The following is a 20,175-nucleotide window of genomic DNA, read 5'->3' on the forward strand; positions in this document are numbered from 1 at the left end:
GCCGGGGCTTTTCTATGTTCAGGCCGTGCGCGACTTAGACGAAGTACTGCGCACCATTGGCCGAAATCGTGGAGCCGTTGATGAAACCTGAATCGTCAGAGGCAAGGAATGCCACGCAACGTGCGATTTCCTCAGGCTCACCAAGGCGGCCCGCTGGGATCTGGCTGATGATGCTGTCGCGGACTTTCTCGGGAACGGCCATGACCATTTCGGTCGCGATGTAGCCCGGGCAAACGGCGTTGGCTGTGATGCCCGCGCGTGCGCCTTCTTGCGCCAAGGATTTAACGATGCCCAGATCGCCGGCTTTCGTCGCCGCGTAGTTAACCTGTGCGAACTGACCTTTTTGACCATTGATCGAAGAAATCACGATCACGCGGCCAAACTTGTTTTCACGCATGGAGGGCCAGATCGGGTGGACTGTGTTGAACACGCCGGTGAGGTTCGTGTCGATCACCTGGTTCCACATTTCAGGCGTCATTTTGTGGAATGGCGCGTCTTTGGTGATGCCCGCGTTCGCGACGACAACTTCGATCGCGCCGAGGTCGGCGGTGACCTGAGCGATGCCCGCGGCGCTTTCCTCATAGCTTGCGACGTTCCATTTGTAGGTTTTGATGCCGGTTTCGGCCGTGAAGGCCGCGGCCGCTTCGTCGTTGCCCGCATATGTGGCCGCGACAGTGAAACCGTCTGCTTTGAGTTTTCTGGAAATGGCCGCGCCGATGCCGCGCGATCCGCCTGTGACGAGTGCAACTCTTGCCATGGTGTAGACTCCGATTAGCTGAATTTTATATGGTAATATGATTACGAAAATATAATCTATTTAGCAATAATCTTTCGTGATCAATTTTTGATTTGAATGGGAGAGGGCGGTTTTATGCGCCCTCTCGATCCTGGTTATGGACGCTCAAGGCACATGGCCACGCCCATGCCGCCGCCGATGCAAAGCGTTGCGAGACCCTTTTTCGCGTCGCGGCGCTTCATTTCGAACAGCAGCGTGTTCAGGATGCGCGCGCCAGAGGCACCGATGGGGTGACCGATCGCGATTGCGCCGCCATTGACGTTAACCACTTCAGGATTCCAGCCCATGTCCTTGTTCACAGCGCAGGCCTGTGCGGCAAATGCCTCGTTTGCTTCAACAAGGTCGAGATCTTCGGCCTTCCAGCCAGCTTTCTCCAGCGCCTTGCGGGACGCATGGATCGGACCAACGCCCATGATGGACGGGTCAAGGCCTGCAGTTGCGTAGGACGCGATGCGCGCGAGCGGCTCGATGCCGCGCTTTTCGGCTTCATCGGCTGTCATCAAAAGCGCGCCAGCCGCGCCATCATTCAGGCCCGACGCGTTTGCTGCTGTGACGGAGCCGTCTTTGGTAAACGCAGGGCGCATTTTTGCCATGGCTTCAAGGTTTGCGCCGTGGCGGATGTATTCGTCTTGGTCAACAATGATGTCGCCTTTGCGTGTCTTAACCACGAATGGGACAATCTCGTCTGCAAAGCGACCTGCTTTTTGCGCTGCTTCCGCTTTGTTCTGCGAAGCAACGGCGAATTCGTCCTGCATGTCGCGGCTGATTTGCCACTGTTGTGCAACGTTTTCAGCGGTTTGACCCATGTGATAGCCGTTGAAGGCATCCCAAAGCCCGTCGCGGATCATGGAATCAATATATTTCATATCGCCCATTTTATGGCCTGCACGCAGATGTGCGACATGGGGGCTAAGGGACATGTTTTCCTGACCGCCCGCAGCAATGATGCTCGCATCGCCAAGCTGGATGTGCTGGGCTGCAAGCGCGACAGCGCGTAGGCCGGAGCCGCAAACCTGGTTAATCGACCATGCGGAAGATTCAATCGGCAGGCCTGCGTTAACATGCGCCTGACGCGCAGGATTTTGGCCTTGGCCCGCTGTCAGAACCTGACCGAGGATCGTCTCGGAGACGTCTGCGGCGTCGATGCCTGCACGCTCTATCAATGCGCGCAGCATTGTAGCGCCCAGATCATGTGCAGGTGTGTTTGCGAAAGAGCCGGTGAAACTGCCGACGGCAGTACGAGCAGCGGATGCGATTACGATGTTGGTCATTTTGGTCCCTCTAGCCTCAGACGTGATGCTGACCCTTGTAGCACAATTTTCGCCGCTGCTTCGAAAAGCGGGATGGCGATTCTGCTCAGGTTTGCATTCCGTGGCGTCAATAGCCTGCGGAGCTGCTCGCTGTAAACGGACAGGGTGTCTCAGTTAAAAAGTTAGGGGCCGGGTTGCGCCGAGCACATGGCTTGAGCAGCCCGTGCGCGGGGGGTACTGCTGCCATGGCGTTACGCGCTTGCCTGTAGCTTTTCTTCCTCTGCTTCCCAAGGCGGGCGGACTGTGGGCGCGCCGTAATAATAGCCTTGCAGGCAATCGACACCGTTTTGGGCGAGAAAATTCGCATCCTCTGCATTTTCGACAAATTCGGCCACGGTGAACATGTCGAAATGCTGCGCAATCGAGACCAGCGCACGCACCAGAACCTGATTGTCGGGATTGCTCGACACGCCACGCACGAATTGGCCGTCGATCTTGATCATATCGAAATAGAAGTCGCGCAGATATCTGAAAGACGTATAGCCGGACCCAAAGTCATCCAGTGCGAAACACACGCCGCGCGTTTGCAATTCATCCATAAAAGAGATGACCAGTTCGGGCACAAGCATCGCCGAGCTTTCAGTGATCTCGAGGATCAACCGCTCGCCCAATGTTGGGTCGGTGCGCAAATTGCGATCGAGCACCTGTTTCCAGCGCCCATATCCGATGGAGCGCGCGGACATGTTGATCGAGAGGCGCAAGTTCGGGTTGCGGCGCAAAGCGCGCATGCCTTTTTCCAGCGCAAGGCAATCGACGATTCGGCCCATCTCCGTTTCTTCGATGACGTTGATGAATTCACGCGCGGGAATGATGCGCCCGGTTTCGTCCAGCACGCGAATGAGCCCCTCGTGAAATGCGACGCCGCCAGCGGATTGCATGATTGGTTGGTAAGCCAGCATCACCTGCTTGTGCTCCAGTGCCGCGCGCACCATGTCCATGACCGAGCGATCGCGCTTGTTGACGGCCGCGGAAAGTGGATCGCCATTGCTATACGGATCTAACCGATTTCGTTTGCGCCGTTGCGCCATCGCGGAACTCCTTGGATACTTGCGACCGATGCCTGCGGATTAGTTAGACCCGAATCTCCTAAGAAGAGTTTAATATTCCCATTTTGTTCCAATTTGATTAGAACAGAGCGTGAATTTTAACGATTGGACGAAAGATGAGCGAAATCTGCGGTTGGGCCGCCTCCGAAGCGATCTATATCCACTATCACGATACTGATTGGGGTGTGCCCGAGTACAACAGTCGCGCGCTGTGGGAAAAGCTGATCCTTGATGGCTTTCAAGCGGGTCTGAGCTGGATCACAATCTTGAAAAAGCGCGAAAATTTCCGCGAAGCCTTTGCCGGTTTTGATCCCAACATTGTTGCAGGTTGGGGCGAGGCCGAGATCGAGGTGCTTTTGCAAAACAAAGGCATCATCCGCCATCGCGGCAAGATCGCGGCCACCATCACCAATGCGCGCGTTTGGCAAAGCATCGAGCAAGAGAAAGGCTTTGATCGCTACCTTTGGGACTACGTGGGCGGCACGCCGATTCAGAACGTCTATACCTCGCTTGATCAAGTGCCCGCGTTCACCGATCTGTCCACGCAAATCTCCAAAGACCTGAAAAAACGCGGTTTCAAGTTCTGCGGCCCGACGATCGTTTACGCCTTCATGCAGGCGGTGGGCATGGTAAATGACCACTTGGTTACCTGCCCGCGCCACGATGCGGTGAAAAAGCTGGTTCGCCCGGGTATGGGCGGTTGACTCTGCGCGCCGCGCACATATAAGCGCTGCTCTATTGGTGTTGGTGGCCCCCGCAAGGGGATGCCTGTCGGGACGCGCTCTGCTTTTCTTCACGCGCAGGGTGAATTCAAAGGACAGCACCTTTCAAAACGAAACTTGAAAGGATCCAGATCGTGACCAAACGCACATCTGCCAAATATAAAATTGACCGCCGTATGGGCGAAAACATCTGGGGTCGTCCGAAGTCCCCGGTAAATCGCCGTGAATATGGCCCCGGCCAGCACGGTCAGCGCCGCAAGGCGAAAGTATCCGATTTTGGTCTCCAGCTGCGCGCCAAGCAGAAGCTGAAAGGCTACTACGGCGATCTGACAGAGAAGCAGTTCAAGAAGATCTTTAAGGAAGCCGATCGCGTCAAAGGCGATACAGGCGAGAACCTGATCGGTCTGCTCGAGCGTCGCCTCGATGCGGTTGTATACCGTGCCAAATTCGTTCCAACGATCTTTGCTGCGCGCCAGTTCGTGAACCACGGCCACGTCCGTGTGAACGGCAAGAAGGTAAACATCGCCTCCTACCGCGTCAAAGAAGGCGACGTTGTGGAAGTGCGTGATCGCTCCAAGCAGCTGGCCTCCGTTTTGGAAGCGACACAGTTGGCAGAGCGCGACGTTCCTGATTATATGGAAGTCGATCACTCCAAGCTGACGGCGACGTTCACACGCACGCCCGGCCTTGGCGATGTGCCTTATGCGGTTCAGATGGAGCCAAATCTGGTTATCGAATATTACGCTCAGAACTAATCGGTTTTTGACGTTGAAATTGGAAAGGCTCGCAGGTTTTTGCGGGCCTTTTTTGTTTGAGAGTGGGTGGTAGAAGCTAGGTTTTGGGGTAGGGAAACGGTGCTAAGTTGAATGACCGCAACGCGGACAAAGCCGACCTCTGAGTTTGCACTTTCGCTAACGCAGCATTCGTCCGCATCCGCCGCAAAGTCTTTGCCGCATTTCTGATAATGGCGTTAAACCTGTCATTAAGTCTTAGGCATGAGGATGAAAACCGTCGTCTACGTTCGCGGTGCTGGGTGTGAAGCCGAAGAGCGCGGGAAAAGGTGGCTTTGGCATTTCCAACTCCGCGTATGCAACGTTTATAATGAGACCAGTCAATGAAAATTGCTTTCAATATGGGCTGGTCACGAGACCTCCGGACGGTCCAGTGTTTTTTCGCACAATCTGTTTACAGCTGTGTGTAGCAGGATTGTCAGAACCGCAAGCACAATCAGGGCCGCAAACATCAGGTCGGTTTTGGCGCGTCCATTTGCCAAAAGCATCAGATACCCCAAGCCCTTTGAGGCCCCAACCCATTCGCCGATAATCGCACCGATGGGCGCATAAACCACGGCTAGTCGCAGGCCGGATGCAAACCCGGGTAAGGCGGCTGGCACCCGGATATGCCACATGATCCGAGCGGGGCTTGCGCCCATTACCTTGGCCAAACCGATCCAGTCGCGGTTCGTGCGCATCAGAGCGTCGAAAAATGATGACGTAACGGGGAAGTAGATGATGATTATGGTCATCGTGATCTTGGACCAAAGGCCAAAGCCCAGCCAAAGGGTCAAGATAGGTGCCAATGCAAACACCGGCACTGCTTGGCTGAAAACCAAGATGGGTCGCACCAGTGCGCGTACCGTTGGTGATGCAGCCAGCCCGATGGCCGACACGAACCCAAGTGCGGCACCTAGCAGGAGACCGATGAGCACTTCGGCCATCGTGACAGCTGCGTGCTCCGTCAAAAGCGCTCGGCTTTCCCAGATTGTTTGGGCGACCAGTGCAGGGGGCGGCAAGATGAAACGGGCGACACCTGTGGTCCAGATCACCGTTTGCCAAAGCACCAACACCAGACAGGTCGCCGCTATGCCTGCACGCCAACCGTTCATTTTGCGACCGTGAAGCCAGCCCAGGACGCGTCAAAGAACGCGCGCTCCAAACGTACTGCCTGTGTGAACGTCTCAGAAACGTCCATGCGGGCCGCGGCGTCGGTCAATGTGGGCGCATGGCTCACGGCGGATGCCAAAAGCCGCACAAACCCTTCAATAAACTGGTAGTCCTGTTGCAAGTATCCCGCCATCTTGTCACGGTTTAGGGTCCCATCGGCCAGGGCATTGGTAAACGGATGATGTGTCGCGGCGTACCAGTCCTGGGCGACAAGCGATTGCAGATGTTGTGTGGCGCTCATATCGGTCTCCGAAGATGATCAAACAGATCTGTCTGGGTGCGCAGCACATCTTGTGCGTGGATGTCGCGCGGGATGGGGGTGAATGGGGCGGCAACCTCGACAAGTCCTGACGGCGTCATGATCAGAATTTTCTGGCCCAATCTCGCGGCCTCGTTCGGGTCATGGGTGACCAGCAACACTGTGCGGCCCGTCAACAGATCTGCTGTCAGTTCCTGCATCTGCGCACGGGTCAGTGCGTCGAGCGCTGAAAACGGTTCATCCAGCAACACGATCGCGCGGTCCTCCATCAAGGTGCGGGCCAATGCCACCCGTTGACGTTGGCCACCAGACAGAGCAGGGGGCAATTTGTCAGCATGATCCGCCAAGCCGACTTGTACCAGCCTCTCACGGGCGCGGTCTTTGTCCGGACGTTCCCCCCGCACGCGCGCGCCAAGCATGACATTGTCCAACACGCTGAGCCACGGCATTAGCAAATCTTGCTGCGCCATCATCGCGACGCGACCGGTATCGCTGAGGACCCCGTCAAAAGTAACGCCCTCGGCCAGACCTGCAAAGAGGCGCAGCACCGTGGATTTGCCCACACCACTCGCCCCCAAAAGGCAGGTCCAGCTGTGCGGTGTCAGGGTCAAGTCCAACTGCGAAAAGATCGGCGTGCCGTCGATTTCCGCCGATCCTGTCATGCGCAAGGGCTGGTTCACGGATCAAGCCCCATGTCCCAAAACCCCACCTCTAGCTGTGTCGCCATCGCGAATCGCGCCTGAAGACTGGCCCAACGAGGGCTGGTCGTAGCGCTATCGCCAATGCGCCGGGCAACTGCCACATCAATCAGCTTGCCCACATCATGGCAGACTTGCTGGTACTCGATGCTGGCATAGGTGTTGATCCATTCGGCGTAGGTGTCCGACGTTTTGGTGGCGGCCAAATGAGTGCCGATTTCACCGTATCCCATGACACAGGGGGCCAAGGCGGCCAGTAAATCCAACAGATCGCCGGAATGGCCTGCATCCAGTACATAGCGGGTGTAGGCCAGATTTTCTTGCCGCTCCAGCGTTGCAAACAGCGTTGCCTCATTAATCCCAGCCTCAGCACAGGTTTTGATATGCAGGGCGAGTTCCTCGTTGATCAACCCGTTCACCGTACCAGCGGCCAAGCGCATTTCCGCGACCGTATCCGCCTTGGTTATCGCCAAAGCCCAAGCGCGAGAAAAGTGGATCAGAAAGACGTAATCCTGTTTGAGGTAATGCAGGAAGGCGGCGTGCGGCAGCGTGCCGTCGCCCAAGCCATGCACAAACGCGTGACGTGTATAGGCGAGCCATACGGGGGTGTTATCCCGCCAAGCCGCGAAGGTATTACCGAAGTTCATTCTGCCCCCAAATCGACCGCAAGGGCCGAGACTGGGCGCGTGCCCTCGACAAGACCACTATCGGCCAGAAACGCTTCGAACCTTGTATATCGTCCTTCATCCAGCGCTTCGGGGCGCAAGGCAAAGCGGGGCAGCGTGTCGACCCAAGCCTTGGCGTTCAATTCGTCGTCCAGCTCGGGCGCGTAGCCTTTGAACAGATCCCACGATGCTTGCGGATTGTTGACGATGTATTGTGTCGCCAGTTCTGTCGCACGCAGGAAACGGCGGACCTGACCTACATCCATCCGGTCGGGGTTTGCCACATAGATCAATTCATCATAGGTCGGCACACCCTCTTCCTCGACGTAAAAACAGCGGCCCTCAACGCCCTCGATCTCCATTTGGTTCAGCTCAAAATTGCGGTAGGCTCCGATGACCGCATCAACCTGACCTGACATCAACGACGGGCTAAGCGAAAAGTTCACGTTCACCATCTCGACCTCCTCCAGCGTGACACCGTGGCGGTTCAACATTGCGCTCAAAACAGCCTCTTCGACACCCGCAACCGAGAAACCAATCGTGCCGCCCTTGAGCTGGCTGATCTCCTGAATGGGGCCGTCTTTGAGAACCAAAAGACAGTTGAGCGGTGTGGCCACTAACGTACCCACCCGGATAAGAGGCAAACCTTCGGCCACGTGCAGATGCTGGCTGGGTTGGTAGCTGATGGCAATGTCGCCTCGGCCAGCCGCCACCAGTTTAGGCGGGGCGGACGGATCGGCAGGGGGGATGATCTCGACTTCAAGCCCTTGATCAGCGAAATAGCCCCGCTCTTCGGCCACGATGATTGGCCCGTGATCGGGGTTGATAAACCAGTCCAGCAGCACGGTCATCTTGTCTAGCGCCAAGGCTGGTGTAGCGATCAATATTGCCGCTGCTGTGATGAGGTATTTCATATGAGTGTCCTTACCCTCCGAGAGCGAGAAGTTTGATCTCGCCCTGCCAGTGTTGTGAAAGCCGCTCCGCCGCTTGCCAGGCGCGCAAGCCCGACCGACAGGCTAGAACGGCACGTTGGTTCTCGTGTGGTGTAGGGCCATCTGGCCCAAAGTCGGACACGACATGGCGTCTTGCCCGTGGCAGGTCAGGCCCTTGTTCTCCAGTCGCGCGCAGGTCGATCAGAAAATCAGTTGCGGCGATGTCGCGCGGAGCGATAAAGGCGGGGTTGGGCTCAGGGTCAGCCGCCGTATCAAAGCGGAACCCGCCAAACCGCAGCGCCCGCGCGTCATAGGTCACAAGCTGTCCCAAGCTTTGCCTATCACCTGTCAGGATCGCCATCGCCATTTGTGCCTGAAGGCTGCCGATCACACCGACACTTGGCCCCAACACACCATCGCTGTCACAAGACCCAAGCTGGTCCGGCAGATCTGGAAAAACCGCACGCAGCCCCGGTTTGCCACCACAAAAGCCACCCACATAGCCGTCGCTGCCCACCACGCTGGCGCTAAGCAGGGTTTGGCCTGTTCCAATGCAATGATCGGACGCGATGTAGCTGACCGCGAAACTGTCTGCACAATCCAAGATCAGTGTCATGCCCTCGCAAAGGGCTGGAATGTTAACTGGGTCGACGCGCTGGTGAACAGGTTCAATGGTCGTGTCGGGATTCAATGCGGTCATCGCACTCGCGATCACATCGACCTTTGGCAAGCCAATATCAGCTTCGCGAAACAGCGTTTGGCGGTGCAGGTTGGACAGGCTTATGACATCTGCATCCGCAATTCGGATTTGCCCGACACCCGCGCCCACGAGGTATTGCATCACAGGCGCGGCCAGACCGCCGCCACCGATGACAAGGACAGATGCTCTTGCAAGCTGATCCTGCGCGGCACTTCCCAGTACCGTAGTTTGGCGGGCGTAGCGGCTCATCCGCAGACCTTTAGCCATTCCCTGACGCGACTCTCTGGATCATCGTGCAGCGTGATGTCCGTAACTGCCGAGACAACATCCGCCCCCGCATTAAACGCCCCCAGTGCGCGGTCCGTGCTCATCCCGCCAATGGCGACTAGAGGGACATCGCCCACGAGGTCTTTCCACACGCAGAGCTTCTCAATGCCCTGCTGATGCCATTTCATCTTTTTCAGGATCGTCGGATAGATCGGGCCAAGTGCGATGTAATCAGGGTTCAACGCTAGTGCGCGGGCAAGTTCGGCCTTGTCATGGGTCGAAATCCCAAGCTTGAGACCCGCCGCACGGATAGCGTCAATGTCTGCGTCGTTAATGTCCTCCTGGCCCAGATGGACCCAGTTACAGCCCAAATCAATCGCTAGCTGCCAATGGTCATTGACCACCAGAAGCGCGCCATGGGCACGGCACAAATCGCGACCTTCGGTCAGTTGAGCGCGCAGCGTGTCTTGCGGCTGGTCTTTGATGCGCAGTTGCACAAGCTTGATCCCCAAGGGCAACATGCGCCGCAGCCAAGCCACATCATCAAAAATCGGGTAAAAGCGGGGCAGTGTCACAGGATCGCCTTTCCAAACACGGGCGTGGAAGGGGCCGCCATATCGCGGGCATCCATGGGGTCGGCACCCGCGGCCAGCGCGCCTGCTTCTACCGCCAGAGCGAACGCGCGCGCCATCGCTACAGGGTCGCCCGCCTTTGCAACGGCAGTGTTCAATAGGACCGCGTCATAGCCCATCTCCATCGCTTGGGCTGCGTGCGACGGCAGGCCCAGACCTGCATCGACGACCAAAGGAATGCCCGGAAAATGCGCGCGCAAGCTGCGCAAACCATAAATGTTATTCAGGCCCAACCCCGTGCCAATGGGCGCACCCCATGGCATCAAGACTTTGCAGCCGACCTCAACCAGCCGTTCGCAAAGCACCAGATCTTCGGTGCAGTAGGGGAACACCTCAAAACCGTCCTCGGCCAGTTGTGCGGCTGCTTCGACCAGACCGAAGGGATCGGGTTGCAAAGTATCGGCGTGGCCGATGACCTCAAGCTTGATCCAGTTGGTGTCGAACAGCTCACGGGCCATCTGGGCTGTGGTCACGGCCTCGCGCACTGAATAACAGCCTGCGGTGTTGGGCAGCACGGCGGTACCCAGATCGCGGATCAACGCCCAGAAGTCCTGCCCCGCCTGATCGCCGCCCGCCTCGCGCCGCACAGAGACGGTGGCAATTCCAGCGCCCGAGCGGCGAAACGCATCCGCCAGAATTGCGGGTGACGGATATTGCGCGGTTCCCAGCATCAGCCGGGATGTCACCTCGGTGCCGTAGAAAGTGGGCATTCTATCCCCCTTGTCGCGGGGCGACGATTTCGACGCGATCCCCGTCTTGCAGCGTGTGGTCTGCGCGTTGATGTTTGGGTACGAAGACCTCATTGACCGAGGTTGCAACCTTGGCCTCCCCCTTACCCAACTCATCCAAGAGCGCGGCCAGTGTGGGCGTACGGGTCTCAAGTGCTTCACCGTTCACGATGATCTTCATACCAAACCTCCGGTATCTTGCCCTCTAGCAATAGGTCCGCCGTCATCTGCGCCAAGGCAGGTGCAAGCAGGAATCCATGCCGAAACAGGCCATTTGCGTAAATCACATCCCCAATTCGCCGAATGCGCGGTTGGTTGTCACGGAAGGCAGGGCGCGCATCAACGCCGATCTCCAAAAGCTCCGCCTCGCCAAAAGCGGGGTGCAGGGCGTAGGCGGCATTCATCAGCTCCATCACGGATCGCAGGGTAGCGCGTCCGCGTTCGCCTGTTTCGATCTGCGTTGCGCCCAACATAAACACACCGTCGCCACGCGGTACGATATAGAGTGGAAATCGCGGATGAAGCAGCCTCACAGGGCGTGACAGCGTCACGTCGGGGCAGCGGACCACAAGCATCTCGCCCTTCACGCCGCGCAGATCTGTGAGAGTATCACGGGCCGCAAGACCACGGCAGTCAATCACCTGACCTTTGATGTCACCGCCAAAACGGACGCCCCTTTGATGCAGCCGCGCATGAAGCGCGATCAGAGTCGTGCGAGGGTCAAGATGTCCCTCATCCGCCAAAAATAGCGCCTTGGAATAGCGTTCAGCCAGATGTGGCTCGTGGTCAGCGATCTGCGTTTTGGATAGGGATGTCGCGGTCGGCGCACGGCGCGCAAAGGTTGCCAGATCGCTCTGATCACGATTAAGTGCGACAACAATCGTGCCCGCGTGATGCACAGCCGCTCCGTGGCTTTCCCACCACCGCGCAGCTTTGCGGCCTTGGCGCACGATCTCGGGCTCAGCCGTCACTCCTTCGCAATCGGGTGCCAGCATACCACCGGCCCACCAAGAGCAGGCATGATCGCCGGGTGCGCCTTTGGGATCAATGACCGTGACCTGCGCGCTGCGTGACGACAGTTCTGCAGCCATGGCAAGGCCACACACGCCACCACCAATGATGGTGAAAGGGCCGCTCATTTCCAAAGTGCGTGAAAGTGGTGAACAGGCCCGTGACCTTGTCCTACGTGCAATTCATCCGCATGCAAGATCGCTTGATGTAGCCATGTGTGCGCATGGCGTACCGCATCGCTCAGGGCCATGCCTTGCGCCAGGCCCGCAGAGATTGCGGAGGAATAGGAACATCCCGTGCCGTGGGTGTTGCGGGTGTTCACACGCGGGGCCGAAAAATCCTGCGTTCCCGTTTGCGACACAAGATGATCGGTGCAGGTCTCGCCAACTGCATGTCCGCCTTTCATCAAAACCGCACCGACGCCAAGGTCCAGAAGGGCGTTCGCCTGCGACTGCGTGCTGCCCTCGCCGACCAGTTTTGCCGCTTCGGGTAGATTGGGAGTAAGCAGGGTCGCGCGGTTGAACAACAAAGACTTCAACGCATCAATTGCGCTATCGGCCAGCAGCGTATCGCCTGATTTGGCCACCATCACCGGATCCAGTACAATCGGCCCGGCGTAGCCCGCCAGGGCATCCGCCACCGCTGCGATCAGCGACGGTGTTCCCAGCATCCCGATCTTGACTACGTCAATCTGGATGTCATCCAGCACGGCTTTGATCTGCGCCGCAACAACGTCATCCGGAATGGAATGAATGGCTGTAACGGCTTTGGTGTTCTGTGCTGTCACGGCCGTCACAACAGAGGCACCATAAACACCCAAAGCTGAAAATGTCTTGAGATCCGCCTGAATACCAGCGCCGCCCCCAGAGTCGGACCCAGCTATCGTTAACACCTTGGCCACCATGTCATCGCCCCTTGGTTCAGCGATCAGGATGGTAAAAGGCACAGGCCATAGCGGATGCGAGGTCCGCAAGCTGTTCCCTCCGCCGGTCCTAACCAGTTCAGGTTCAATGGGTTTGCAACTTGTGCATCTCAGCCCGCATAGGGGCACCCCAACAGATATTGACACATCGATAAAATGCTTATGCAGATGCGTCAATTGGATAAACCGTCTCAGGAAGCCAGTTCAAAGATTTCCGTTATTGAACTTCGAAAGGCCAACCGCGGCGATTGATCCGCTAAAATGCAACAGAAAAGTCCAGGGATAACTGGCCTGAATGCCTGCTTTTTGCGACACTTTGCAGCGCAGGTTTTTTCGCCCATGCGGCAATCTTTGTGCTGGAGGCATCCGCATCACGAAGAAATAATTCACACACTGGGCTCAAAACAGACCCTCATAGATAATCCGTTTGCCTGTATTCCCCACTGCGCTTTACATCCTTTGCAACACCCGAACCCCGCACTTTTCTTTCGTGCTAGCGTTCTACCTGCCGCATAGCTAAAACGCCCTGTAAGGAGACGCTTTATGACCAAGATCACACCCCAGCCCGGCATTATGGACATCGCGCTTTATCAAGGCGGCACGGCGCATATCGAGGGCGTGAGCAATGTGGTTAAACTCTCCTCGAACGAGAACCCGTTCGGACCTTGCGAGGCGGCGATCAAGGCCTTCGAGGGCGCGGGGCGCAGCTTGCACCGTTATCCATCTGCGGATCACGGCGAGCTACGCGGCGCAATTGGCGAGGTCTACGGGCTTAACCCGGAGCAGATCATTTGCGGAGCAGGCTCGGACGAGATTATCGCGTTCTTGTGCCAGGCCTATGCAGGTCCCGGCGACGAGGTGATTCACACCGAGCATGGTTTTGCCATGTACGCGATTTCTGCGCGCGCCGCTGGTGCTACGCCCGTTGAAGTGCGCGAGCAAAGCCGCGTGACGGACGTCGATGCGATCCTTGCGGCCTGCACGCAGCGCACCAAGCTGGTGTTCATCGCCAACCCGAACAATCCAACCGGCACGATGATCGCGCAGTCAGAAGTCGAGCGCCTTGCGCAGGGCATTCCAGAGCAGGCGATTCTTGTGCTGGACGGCGCATATGCGGAATATGTCGAGGAGTATGATGGCGGCGCATCTTTGGTCACTGCACGCGAGAACGTGGTGATGACACGGACGTTTTCGAAGATCTACGGTCTTGGTGGTTTGCGCGTCGGTTGGGGCTATGCGCCGCAAGCGATCATCGACGTGCTGAACCGCATTCGTGGTCCCTTCAATCTGAGCGAAGCGGGGCTTGCCGCCGCCACCGCCGCGGTGCGCGACCAAGCCTATGTCACGCAGTGCCGCGATGCCAACGCCAAGTGGCGCGACTGGCTGGCCCATGCGCTGGCGCAACATGGCGTGCCCTCTGACACCAGCCTCGCCAATTTTATTCTCGCGCGGTTTGGTAGCGAAGAAGAGGCAGGCGCATGCGATAGCTATCTGCAATCCCAAGGGCTTATCGTGCGCCGGGTGTCGGGCTACAAATTGCCCAATGCCTTGCGTATCACGGTCGGGGATGAGGCTTCCTGCCGGCAAGTCGCCCATGCGGTCGGCCAATTCAAAGGCGGTGCGCGATGAGCCGGATTTACGACCGCGTCGCGCTTATCGGCCTCGGGTTGATCGCATCCTCGCTCTATTGGGCGATCAAGCGCGACGGGCTTGCGGGCGAAGTCGTAGGCTATGCGCGCTCTAGCGAGACCCGTGAGACGGCGCGCGAAATTGGCCTGTGCGACACGGTTTATCAGAGTGCAGCAGAGGCGGTCGAAGGCGCGGATCTCGTGGTGCTTTGCGTGCCTGTCGGAGCTATGGAAAGCGTCGCGCGCGAGATTGCACCTGCCTTGAAACAGGGCGCGACGGTCACCGACGTAGGCTCGGTCAAACGCGCGGTCATCGACGCGGTTGCGCCGCACTTGCCGAGTGGTGTGCATTTCGTTCCCTCGCATCCACTGGCGGGCACAGAGCATTCTGGCCCGCGTTCGGGCTTTGCCGAGTTGTTCGAGAAACGCTGGTTCCTGATTGTGCCCGTGCAGGGCAGCGACGCCGCTGCAGTGGACAAAATCGAGGCGCTTTGGCAAGGGATCGGATCGAATACAGCGCGTATGGACCCGGATCATCATGATCTGGTCCTTGCCGTTACCTCGCACGCGCCGCACCTGATTGCATACACGATGGTGGGGGTTGCTGATGACCTTGGCCGTGTGACCGATAGCGAGGTTATCAACTACTCGGCGGCGGGTTTTCGCGACTTTACCCGCATTGCGGCCTCCGACCCTACCATGTGGCGCGATGTGTTCTTAAACAACAAGGACGCGACGCTGGAAATTCTGGGGCGCTTTACCGAAGAGCTTTTTGCGCTGCAACGGGCGATCCGCACGGGGGACGGTGAAATGCTACATGACTATTTTACGCGCACACGTGCCATCCGTCGTGGTATTATCGAAGCGGGGCAGGACACAGATGCTCCGGATTTTGGGCGTGTGAAATCATGAGGCAGCTTGTCGCAGCGCTAATGCTCAGCATTTTGGCACTGCCCGCCCTTGCGATCGCGCCTGATGCTTCGATGCGTCCGCATGCGCGCGGGCAAGAGGCTGCTGTGCTAAACATGCGGCCCAAGCTGCGCGTCCGCTTGCACGGCCCAAAGGCCTTGCGCAAAAGGTCATGGGCCAGCGTCAAAAACACAAACGCGAACTTGCGCGCGGCTCCGTCTGTGGCGATCCTGCGCTGCAAGGCGAAGTGGTTGGCCGCGTCCCGGGACGGATTAACGGCTGCGGCGTCGATAATGCGATCAAGCTGCGTTCGGTCGCGGGCGTGAAGCTGAGCCAATCGTCGACCATGGATTGTGGCACGGCGAAAGCGCTGAAGGTCTGGGTGGAAAAGGGTGTGAAGCCCGCCCTCGGCAATCGCGGCGCCGGTGTGTCCACGATCGAGGTTGCAGCGCACTATGCCTGCCGAACGCGCAACAACAAAAAGGGCGCGAAGATCTCTGAGCACGGCAAGGGGCGTGCGATTGATGTTTCTGGCTTTACCTTGAAGAACGGTCAGACGATCACGCTTCTGAAGGGCTGGCGTTCAGCCAAGGATGGTCCTGCGCTCAAGCGGATGCACAAGGCGGCCTGCGGCCCGTTCGGCACGGTGCTTGGCCCGAATGCGGATCGCTATCATCAGGATCATTTCCACTTTGATACGGCGCGCTATCGTTCGGGCAGTTATTGCAAATAGCGGTTTCGAATTGGCTTTGCCAATCCGATCGATGCGAGGGGCCAGCCCCTCGCACTCCCCGCGATATTTTTGGAAAGAGGAAGCTAGTCACGAATTTCTGTTGGCTTTACCCCCCAGAGTGCTTCTTTCGGGGCCCAGCCTTTGTAGCCGGCGGAGGTAAGCCGGCACCAAAGCGGGCCGCATTTTCCGAGGCGTGCGATCACGCCTAATTCCAGCCGCGCCATTACGGGGGTTTCTGGATCAGGGCGTTGATGGATCGCGAGCATATCGGTTTCGACCAAAATATAGCGCGTACCGGAGAGCAGTGAGTAATGGACCCAGCCGCCAGCCCCGTCGCGGTCACGCACGCGGCGCCAATGGCCATGCTCGGCTGTGATTTCCAGTGGCATGTCACGGCGTTTGAAGACCCAGTCGATGCGGTGCGTCAGGGACGGACCGCGCCTCACATTTCCTTCGGAAGCCTTGAGCGATACGAAGCGTGGCAAGGGAAGATTGGTCACTGTCCCGCGATCCTGCGCGTTGGCAGTCGTTGCCAAAGCAGTAATCAAGGCGGCACGCATAAGCGTCGCAAAAAGGTTCATTTGGTGGCCTGTATTTTGACTGCGTAATATTATTGCGCATAGGTTCTTGTAGCTGCCCGCGCTTTTCGGCACTCTGCACCTGAACGCACCGTTTGGAAAGCCGCAAGGAGAGCAAGATGCCATCAGAACGCTTGAGTGTTGTCGTGACGCGACGCCTTCCCGATGCAGTAGAGACGCGCCTGAAAGAGCTTTTTGATGTGCGTTTGCGTGATAACGATACGCCCATGACGCGCGCGGAGCTGGCGCAAGCAGTGAAAACTGCCGATGCGCTGGTCCCCACGGTGACCGATGAAATCGACGCGGCGCTTCTGGCGCAGGCGGGGCCGCAACTGAAACTGATCGCGAATTACGGCGCGGGCGTGGATCACATTGACGTGGCCACGGCGCGGCAACGTGGCATTCTGGTGTCCAATACGCCGGGCGTTTTGACCGACGACACCGCTGATATGACCATGGCGCTGATGCTAGCCGTGACGCGGCGCATTCCCGAGGGCCTTAGCGTGATGCAATCGGGAAAATGGACCGGCTGGGCCCCGACCGCTTTGCTGGGCGGGCGCGTTGGTGGACGCCGCCTTGGAATTCTTGGCATGGGCCGCATTGGTCAAGCGGTCGCGCACCGCGCGCGCGCCTTCGGGATGCAGATCCATTATCACAACCGCCGCCGCTTACGCCCCGAGGTTGAAGCGGGGCTAGAGGCCACCTATTGGGAGAGCCTTGATCAAATGGTCGCGCGCATGGACGTGATTTCTGTGAATTGCCCACATACCCCCTCGACCTTCCACCAGCTAAACGCGCGCCGGCTCAAGCTCATGAAACCCTCTGCGGTGATCATCAACACCTCCCGCGGTGAAGTCATCGATGAAAACGCGTTGACGCGGATGTTGCAAGCGGGCGAGATCGCGGGTGCGGGCCTTGATGTCTACGAGCATGGTTCCGAAGTGAACCCGCGGCTGCAAGGCCTGCCCAATGTGGTGCTGCTGCCCCATATGGGGTCGGCCACGCAGGAGGGTCGTCTTGAGATGGGCGAGAAAGTTATCATCAATATCAAGACCTTCGCCGATGGGCATCGCCCGCCGGATCAGGTCGTACCAGGGATGCTGTAGAGCAGCCTTAATGGGAGAGAGATTATGCGCCAGAGACTGATTACAACAGGACTGGCGCTGCTTGCGCCCTTTGCTGTTTTTGCCCAAGACGCCGCAGATGCGGTGCAGCCTGAAACAACCATTTCGATCAATGCCAAAGCCTCTGGTCGTCCTGTTACTGCGCAAGACTGGATGGTCGTTGCTGCCAATCCGCTGGCCTCGCAAGCAGGTGCGAAGGTGTTGGAGCGCGGGGGCACAGCCGCTGATGCGATGATTGCGGTGCAGACGGTTCTGGGACTGGTGGAGCCGCAAAGCTCCGGCCTTGGTGGCGGTGCGTTTCTGGTTTGGTACGACGCCAAGAGCGGTGCGTTAACCACACTAGACGGGCGCGAAACAGCGCCAGCCGCAGTTACGCCGCGCCTGTTTCAGGACGAGAATGGCGAGACCTTGAAGTTCTTTGACGCCGTGGTCGGAGGGCGCTCTGTCGGGGTTCCGGGCACGCCTGCTTTGATGGAAAAGGCACATCAAAAATGGGGGAGCCAGAAATGGGATAGCCTGTTCGAGGATGGAATCGCGTTGGCGACGGAGGGCTTTTCAGTTTCCGCGCGCCTGGCGGGTATGATCGAGCGGGATGCAGATCGTTTGGTGCGGTTTGGTGGCACGGCGGCGTATTTTTACCCCACCGGCATTCCTTTGAAAGAGGGCCAGACGCTGCGCAATCCTGAGTATGCTGCGACCCTGCGTGATCTGGCTGAGAATCGCACAGTGAATTTCTATGGTGGGCAAATCGCCCGCGACATTGTGCACGCGGTGCAAACTGCCAGTGGCAATCCGGGGGTATTGGCCATGCGGGATATGGCGAGTTATCAAGTGAAAGAACGTGCGCCGGTCTGTGCCAGTTACCGCGAGCATGAGGTTTGCGGTATGGGGCCGCCCTCGTCCGGGGCGCTGACGGTGGGGCAAATCCTTGGGATGTTGGATAAATATGATCTTGACGCGCTTGGCCCTGACAATGTGCAAAGCTGGCGTTTGATTGCAGATGCCTCGCGCCTCGCCTTTGCGGATCGCGGGCGTTACATGGCGGATAGTGATTTCGTGCCTGTGCCTGTGAAAGGGCTGATCGATCCCGAATACCTTGCCTTGCGCGCAGAGGCGCTGGATGGTGGGCTTGCGCTGGAAAGCGTTATGGCTGGAATGCCTGCCTTTGATCATGCGATGATCTGGGCGGATGACGAGAGCCTTGAGTTGCCCTCTACCTCGCATATTTCCATCGTGGACAGCTATGGAAATGCGCTGAGCATGACCACGACAATCGAAAACGCCTTTGGCTCGCGACTGATGGTTAACGGATTTCTGCTCAATAACGAGCTGACCGATTTCTCGTTTCGCACCCATAAGGATGGCGTTCCCATTGCCAATGCGATTGCGCCGGGCAAACGCCCGCGTTCTTCTATGGCACCGACGATCGTGCTTAAGGATGGTAAGCCTGTGCTGGTCGTAGGAAGCCCCGGCGGTAGCCGGATCATCGGCTATGTCGCCAAGACGATCATTGCGCATCTGGATTGGGGTATGGACGCGCAGCAGGCGGTGTCACTTGCTCATGGTGTTAACCGTTTTGGCACGTTCGATCTGGAGGCAGGTAGCGCGATGGAGGCGCTTGCCCCCGATTTGGAGGCGCTGGGGTACAAAGTGAACATGCGTGATCTCAACTCCGGGCTGCATGTTATTGCGATTGGCGACAACCTGCAGGGCGGGGCTGATCCACGGCGCGAGGGGGTTGCGCTTGGGGAATGAGTTTATTGGCAAGATGAAGCGCGTGTGTCAGGGCCATTGATGGGGGAGGTGCCCTGCTTGCTGCGCGTCTTTTGTTGTGACCTTGTAAGACGCCATTTTGTGTGAGGAAAACCACTGTGACCTTGGCGGCGTGAGCAACCTTGCTTTGCTCATATGATGAAATCCCGAGGGGAGTGTTGGCACAAGATCGTCAGCGCGATTGATCAAAAGACAAAGCCCATCGTATTTGACTGGCCCCTTGACCAACTTGGGGCGCGGAGCGGCAAAGCCGATGGCTGGCACGCCGTAGCTTTTGGACAAAATCTGTCCAGCAGCCGCGCCAAGCGAGTGGCCGATGATTTGCTGTGGCTTGATGTTCTGCTCGTCCAGCCAATCGTAAACGACTTTAGCGTAGGCCAGAAACCCTTGATGCCATGTCGTTCCCGACGCGCCTTTGGCGGTGCCACCGTCTTTCAAGCGCAACCGCTTATGACCAAGCCGAAGCGGGCGCAGGTTATATTTCAAATAGTCGCGCAGAGAATTGGACCCGGGCAAAAGCAAGATGTTACCCTCCATGATATGCGCCTGCACATCGGGATGAGTGCATGAAATAATACGTTTAGGCGATGTAATGCGCGCGATATCGTAACTGGCCTCGGCCAAAGTGGCAGCATCGTTCACTGAAATGGAGGTCATAGGAAGCCCTTTATTCAAAATTATCATACTACCTGGCGTTGCTTTGATATCAATCATCCACGTCGCAATGCGTCAAAGGTCGCAATTTTGCAGTTTTAAGTCGGCTGGACCCACCGCTCGGCGCGCGTATTTGGCACAAGTC

At 57.8% G+C, this 20,175-nt stretch carries 23 protein-coding genes and 1 riboswitch; of the genes, 7 read left to right on the forward strand and 16 right to left on the reverse strand.

Going from position 1 to position 20,175, the window contains the following annotated elements; translation table 11 throughout:
* Positions 1-34: 34 nt before the first annotated feature.
* The 3 genes from phbB to B9P63_RS06325 form a co-directional block, all read right to left on the reverse strand.
* On the reverse strand, positions 35-757 hold the full coding sequence (phbB, locus tag B9P63_RS06315; RefSeq protein WP_085307695.1) for an acetoacetyl-CoA reductase: 723 nt from the start codon (positions 755-757) through the stop codon (positions 35-37).
* 134 nt (positions 758-891) lie between these two features.
* Positions 892-2,067: an acetyl-CoA C-acetyltransferase gene (locus tag B9P63_RS06320; RefSeq protein WP_085307696.1), complete on the reverse strand. Its 1,176-nt coding sequence runs from the start codon at positions 2,065-2,067 to the stop codon at positions 892-894.
* Between the two features lie 230 nt (positions 2,068-2,297).
* Complete coding sequence (locus B9P63_RS06325) at positions 2,298-3,134, reverse strand: EAL domain-containing protein (RefSeq protein WP_085307697.1); 837 nt, start codon at positions 3,132-3,134, stop codon at positions 2,298-2,300.
* 134 nt (positions 3,135-3,268) lie between these two features.
* Between B9P63_RS06325 and B9P63_RS06330 the strand changes: the two genes are divergently transcribed.
* Both B9P63_RS06330 and rpsD read left to right on the forward strand, forming a co-directional pair.
* Entirely contained in the window at positions 3,269-3,856 is a 588-nt protein-coding gene (locus B9P63_RS06330) for a DNA-3-methyladenine glycosylase I (protein WP_085307698.1), read from the forward strand.
* Positions 3,857-4,008: 152 nt separating this feature from the next.
* A complete protein-coding gene (gene rpsD / locus B9P63_RS06335) occupies positions 4,009-4,629 on the forward strand; it encodes a 30S ribosomal protein S4 (RefSeq protein WP_085307699.1) in 621 nt (206 codons plus the stop codon).
* A gap of 386 nt (positions 4,630-5,015) precedes the next feature.
* Here rpsD and B9P63_RS06340 read toward each other — a convergent pair whose 3' ends face one another.
* From B9P63_RS06340 to thiD, 11 genes are read right to left on the reverse strand one after another with little or no spacing between them, the layout of a single operon-like run.
* Positions 5,016-5,759 carry an ABC transporter permease gene (locus B9P63_RS06340; protein ID WP_085307700.1) on the reverse strand — a complete coding sequence of 248 codons (744 nt, stop codon included), beginning with the start codon at positions 5,757-5,759 and terminating at the stop codon, positions 5,016-5,018.
* Positions 5,756-6,058: a thiaminase II/PqqC family protein gene (locus B9P63_RS06345; protein WP_085307701.1), complete on the reverse strand. Its 303-nt coding sequence runs from the start codon at positions 6,056-6,058 to the stop codon at positions 5,756-5,758. Before B9P63_RS06345 ends, B9P63_RS06340 begins: the two co-directional genes overlap by 4 nt.
* The gene (locus tag B9P63_RS06350) at positions 6,055-6,756 is read right to left on the reverse strand and encodes an ABC transporter ATP-binding protein (RefSeq protein ID WP_425439733.1); all 702 of its coding nucleotides are present in this window, start codon (positions 6,754-6,756) and stop codon (positions 6,055-6,057) included. The genes B9P63_RS06345 and B9P63_RS06350 overlap by 4 nt, the downstream gene beginning before the upstream one ends.
* Complete coding sequence (gene tenA / locus B9P63_RS06355; RefSeq protein ID WP_085307702.1) at positions 6,753-7,421, reverse strand: thiaminase II; 669 nt, start codon at positions 7,419-7,421, stop codon at positions 6,753-6,755. The genes B9P63_RS06350 and tenA overlap by 4 nt, the downstream gene beginning before the upstream one ends.
* Positions 7,418-8,353 (reverse strand): ABC transporter substrate-binding protein, encoded by a 936-nt coding sequence (locus tag B9P63_RS06360; RefSeq protein WP_085307703.1) that lies wholly within the window; start codon positions 8,351-8,353, stop codon positions 7,418-7,420. The genes tenA and B9P63_RS06360 overlap by 4 nt, the downstream gene beginning before the upstream one ends.
* A gap of 10 nt (positions 8,354-8,363) precedes the next feature.
* Positions 8,364-9,320, reverse strand: a complete 957-nt coding sequence (locus B9P63_RS06365; RefSeq protein WP_085307704.1) for a HesA/MoeB/ThiF family protein — start codon at positions 9,318-9,320, stop codon at positions 8,364-8,366.
* Complete coding sequence (locus B9P63_RS06370) at positions 9,317-9,913, reverse strand: thiamine phosphate synthase (RefSeq protein ID WP_085307705.1); 597 nt, start codon at positions 9,911-9,913, stop codon at positions 9,317-9,319. The genes B9P63_RS06365 and B9P63_RS06370 overlap by 4 nt, the downstream gene beginning before the upstream one ends.
* Positions 9,910-10,680: a thiazole synthase gene (locus B9P63_RS06375; protein WP_085307706.1), complete on the reverse strand. Its 771-nt coding sequence runs from the start codon at positions 10,678-10,680 to the stop codon at positions 9,910-9,912. The genes B9P63_RS06370 and B9P63_RS06375 overlap by 4 nt, the downstream gene beginning before the upstream one ends.
* Position 10,681: 1 nt before the next feature.
* On the reverse strand, positions 10,682-10,879 hold the full coding sequence (thiS, locus tag B9P63_RS06380; protein ID WP_085307707.1) for a sulfur carrier protein ThiS: 198 nt from the start codon (positions 10,877-10,879) through the stop codon (positions 10,682-10,684).
* On the reverse strand, positions 10,857-11,837 hold the full coding sequence (locus B9P63_RS06385) for an FAD-dependent oxidoreductase (protein WP_085307708.1): 981 nt from the start codon (positions 11,835-11,837) through the stop codon (positions 10,857-10,859). The genes thiS and B9P63_RS06385 overlap by 23 nt, the downstream gene beginning before the upstream one ends.
* The gene (gene thiD / locus B9P63_RS06390) at positions 11,834-12,613 is read right to left on the reverse strand and encodes a bifunctional hydroxymethylpyrimidine kinase/phosphomethylpyrimidine kinase (protein ID WP_085307709.1); all 780 of its coding nucleotides are present in this window, start codon (positions 12,611-12,613) and stop codon (positions 11,834-11,836) included. The genes B9P63_RS06385 and thiD overlap by 4 nt, the downstream gene beginning before the upstream one ends.
* 57 nt (positions 12,614-12,670) lie before the next feature.
* A riboswitch (TPP riboswitch) is annotated at positions 12,671-12,774 on the reverse strand.
* 400 nt (positions 12,775-13,174) lie between these two features.
* Between thiD and hisC the strand changes: the two genes are divergently transcribed.
* The 3 genes from hisC (at position 13,175) to B9P63_RS06410 (ending at position 15,901) form a co-directional block, all read left to right on the forward strand.
* The gene (hisC, locus tag B9P63_RS06400) at positions 13,175-14,260 is read left to right on the forward strand and encodes a histidinol-phosphate transaminase (RefSeq protein WP_085307711.1); all 1,086 of its coding nucleotides are present in this window, start codon (positions 13,175-13,177) and stop codon (positions 14,258-14,260) included.
* Positions 14,257-15,171: a prephenate/arogenate dehydrogenase family protein gene (locus tag B9P63_RS06405; RefSeq protein ID WP_085307712.1), complete on the forward strand. Its 915-nt coding sequence runs from the start codon at positions 14,257-14,259 to the stop codon at positions 15,169-15,171. The genes hisC and B9P63_RS06405 overlap by 4 nt, the downstream gene beginning before the upstream one ends.
* Positions 15,172-15,340: 169 nt before the next feature.
* Positions 15,341-15,901: an extensin-like domain-containing protein gene (locus B9P63_RS06410; RefSeq protein ID WP_176219112.1), complete on the forward strand. Its 561-nt coding sequence runs from the start codon at positions 15,341-15,343 to the stop codon at positions 15,899-15,901.
* Between the two features lie 83 nt (positions 15,902-15,984).
* Here B9P63_RS06410 and B9P63_RS06415 read toward each other — a convergent pair whose 3' ends face one another.
* A complete protein-coding gene (locus tag B9P63_RS06415; RefSeq protein ID WP_085307713.1) occupies positions 15,985-16,482 on the reverse strand; it encodes an SH3 domain-containing protein in 498 nt (165 codons plus the stop codon).
* 116 nt (positions 16,483-16,598) lie between these two features.
* Here B9P63_RS06415 and B9P63_RS06420 point away from each other — a divergent pair, with 116 nt between their 5' ends.
* Positions 16,599-17,585, forward strand: a complete 987-nt coding sequence (locus tag B9P63_RS06420; RefSeq protein WP_085307901.1) for a 2-hydroxyacid dehydrogenase — start codon at positions 16,599-16,601, stop codon at positions 17,583-17,585.
* A 24-nt stretch (positions 17,586-17,609) separates the two neighbouring features.
* Positions 17,610-19,358, forward strand: a complete 1,749-nt coding sequence (ggt, locus tag B9P63_RS06425; RefSeq protein WP_085307714.1) for a gamma-glutamyltransferase — start codon at positions 17,610-17,612, stop codon at positions 19,356-19,358.
* 27 nt (positions 19,359-19,385) lie between these two features.
* Here ggt and B9P63_RS06430 read toward each other — a convergent pair whose 3' ends face one another.
* Entirely contained in the window at positions 19,386-20,033 is a 648-nt protein-coding gene (locus B9P63_RS06430; RefSeq protein ID WP_139816216.1) for an alpha/beta hydrolase family protein, read from the reverse strand.
* Positions 20,034-20,175: the final 142 nt, after the last annotated feature.

This window comes from Planktotalea arctica (assembly GCF_002105285.1).
Taxonomy (GTDB): domain Bacteria; phylum Pseudomonadota; class Alphaproteobacteria; order Rhodobacterales; family Rhodobacteraceae; genus Planktotalea; species Planktotalea arctica.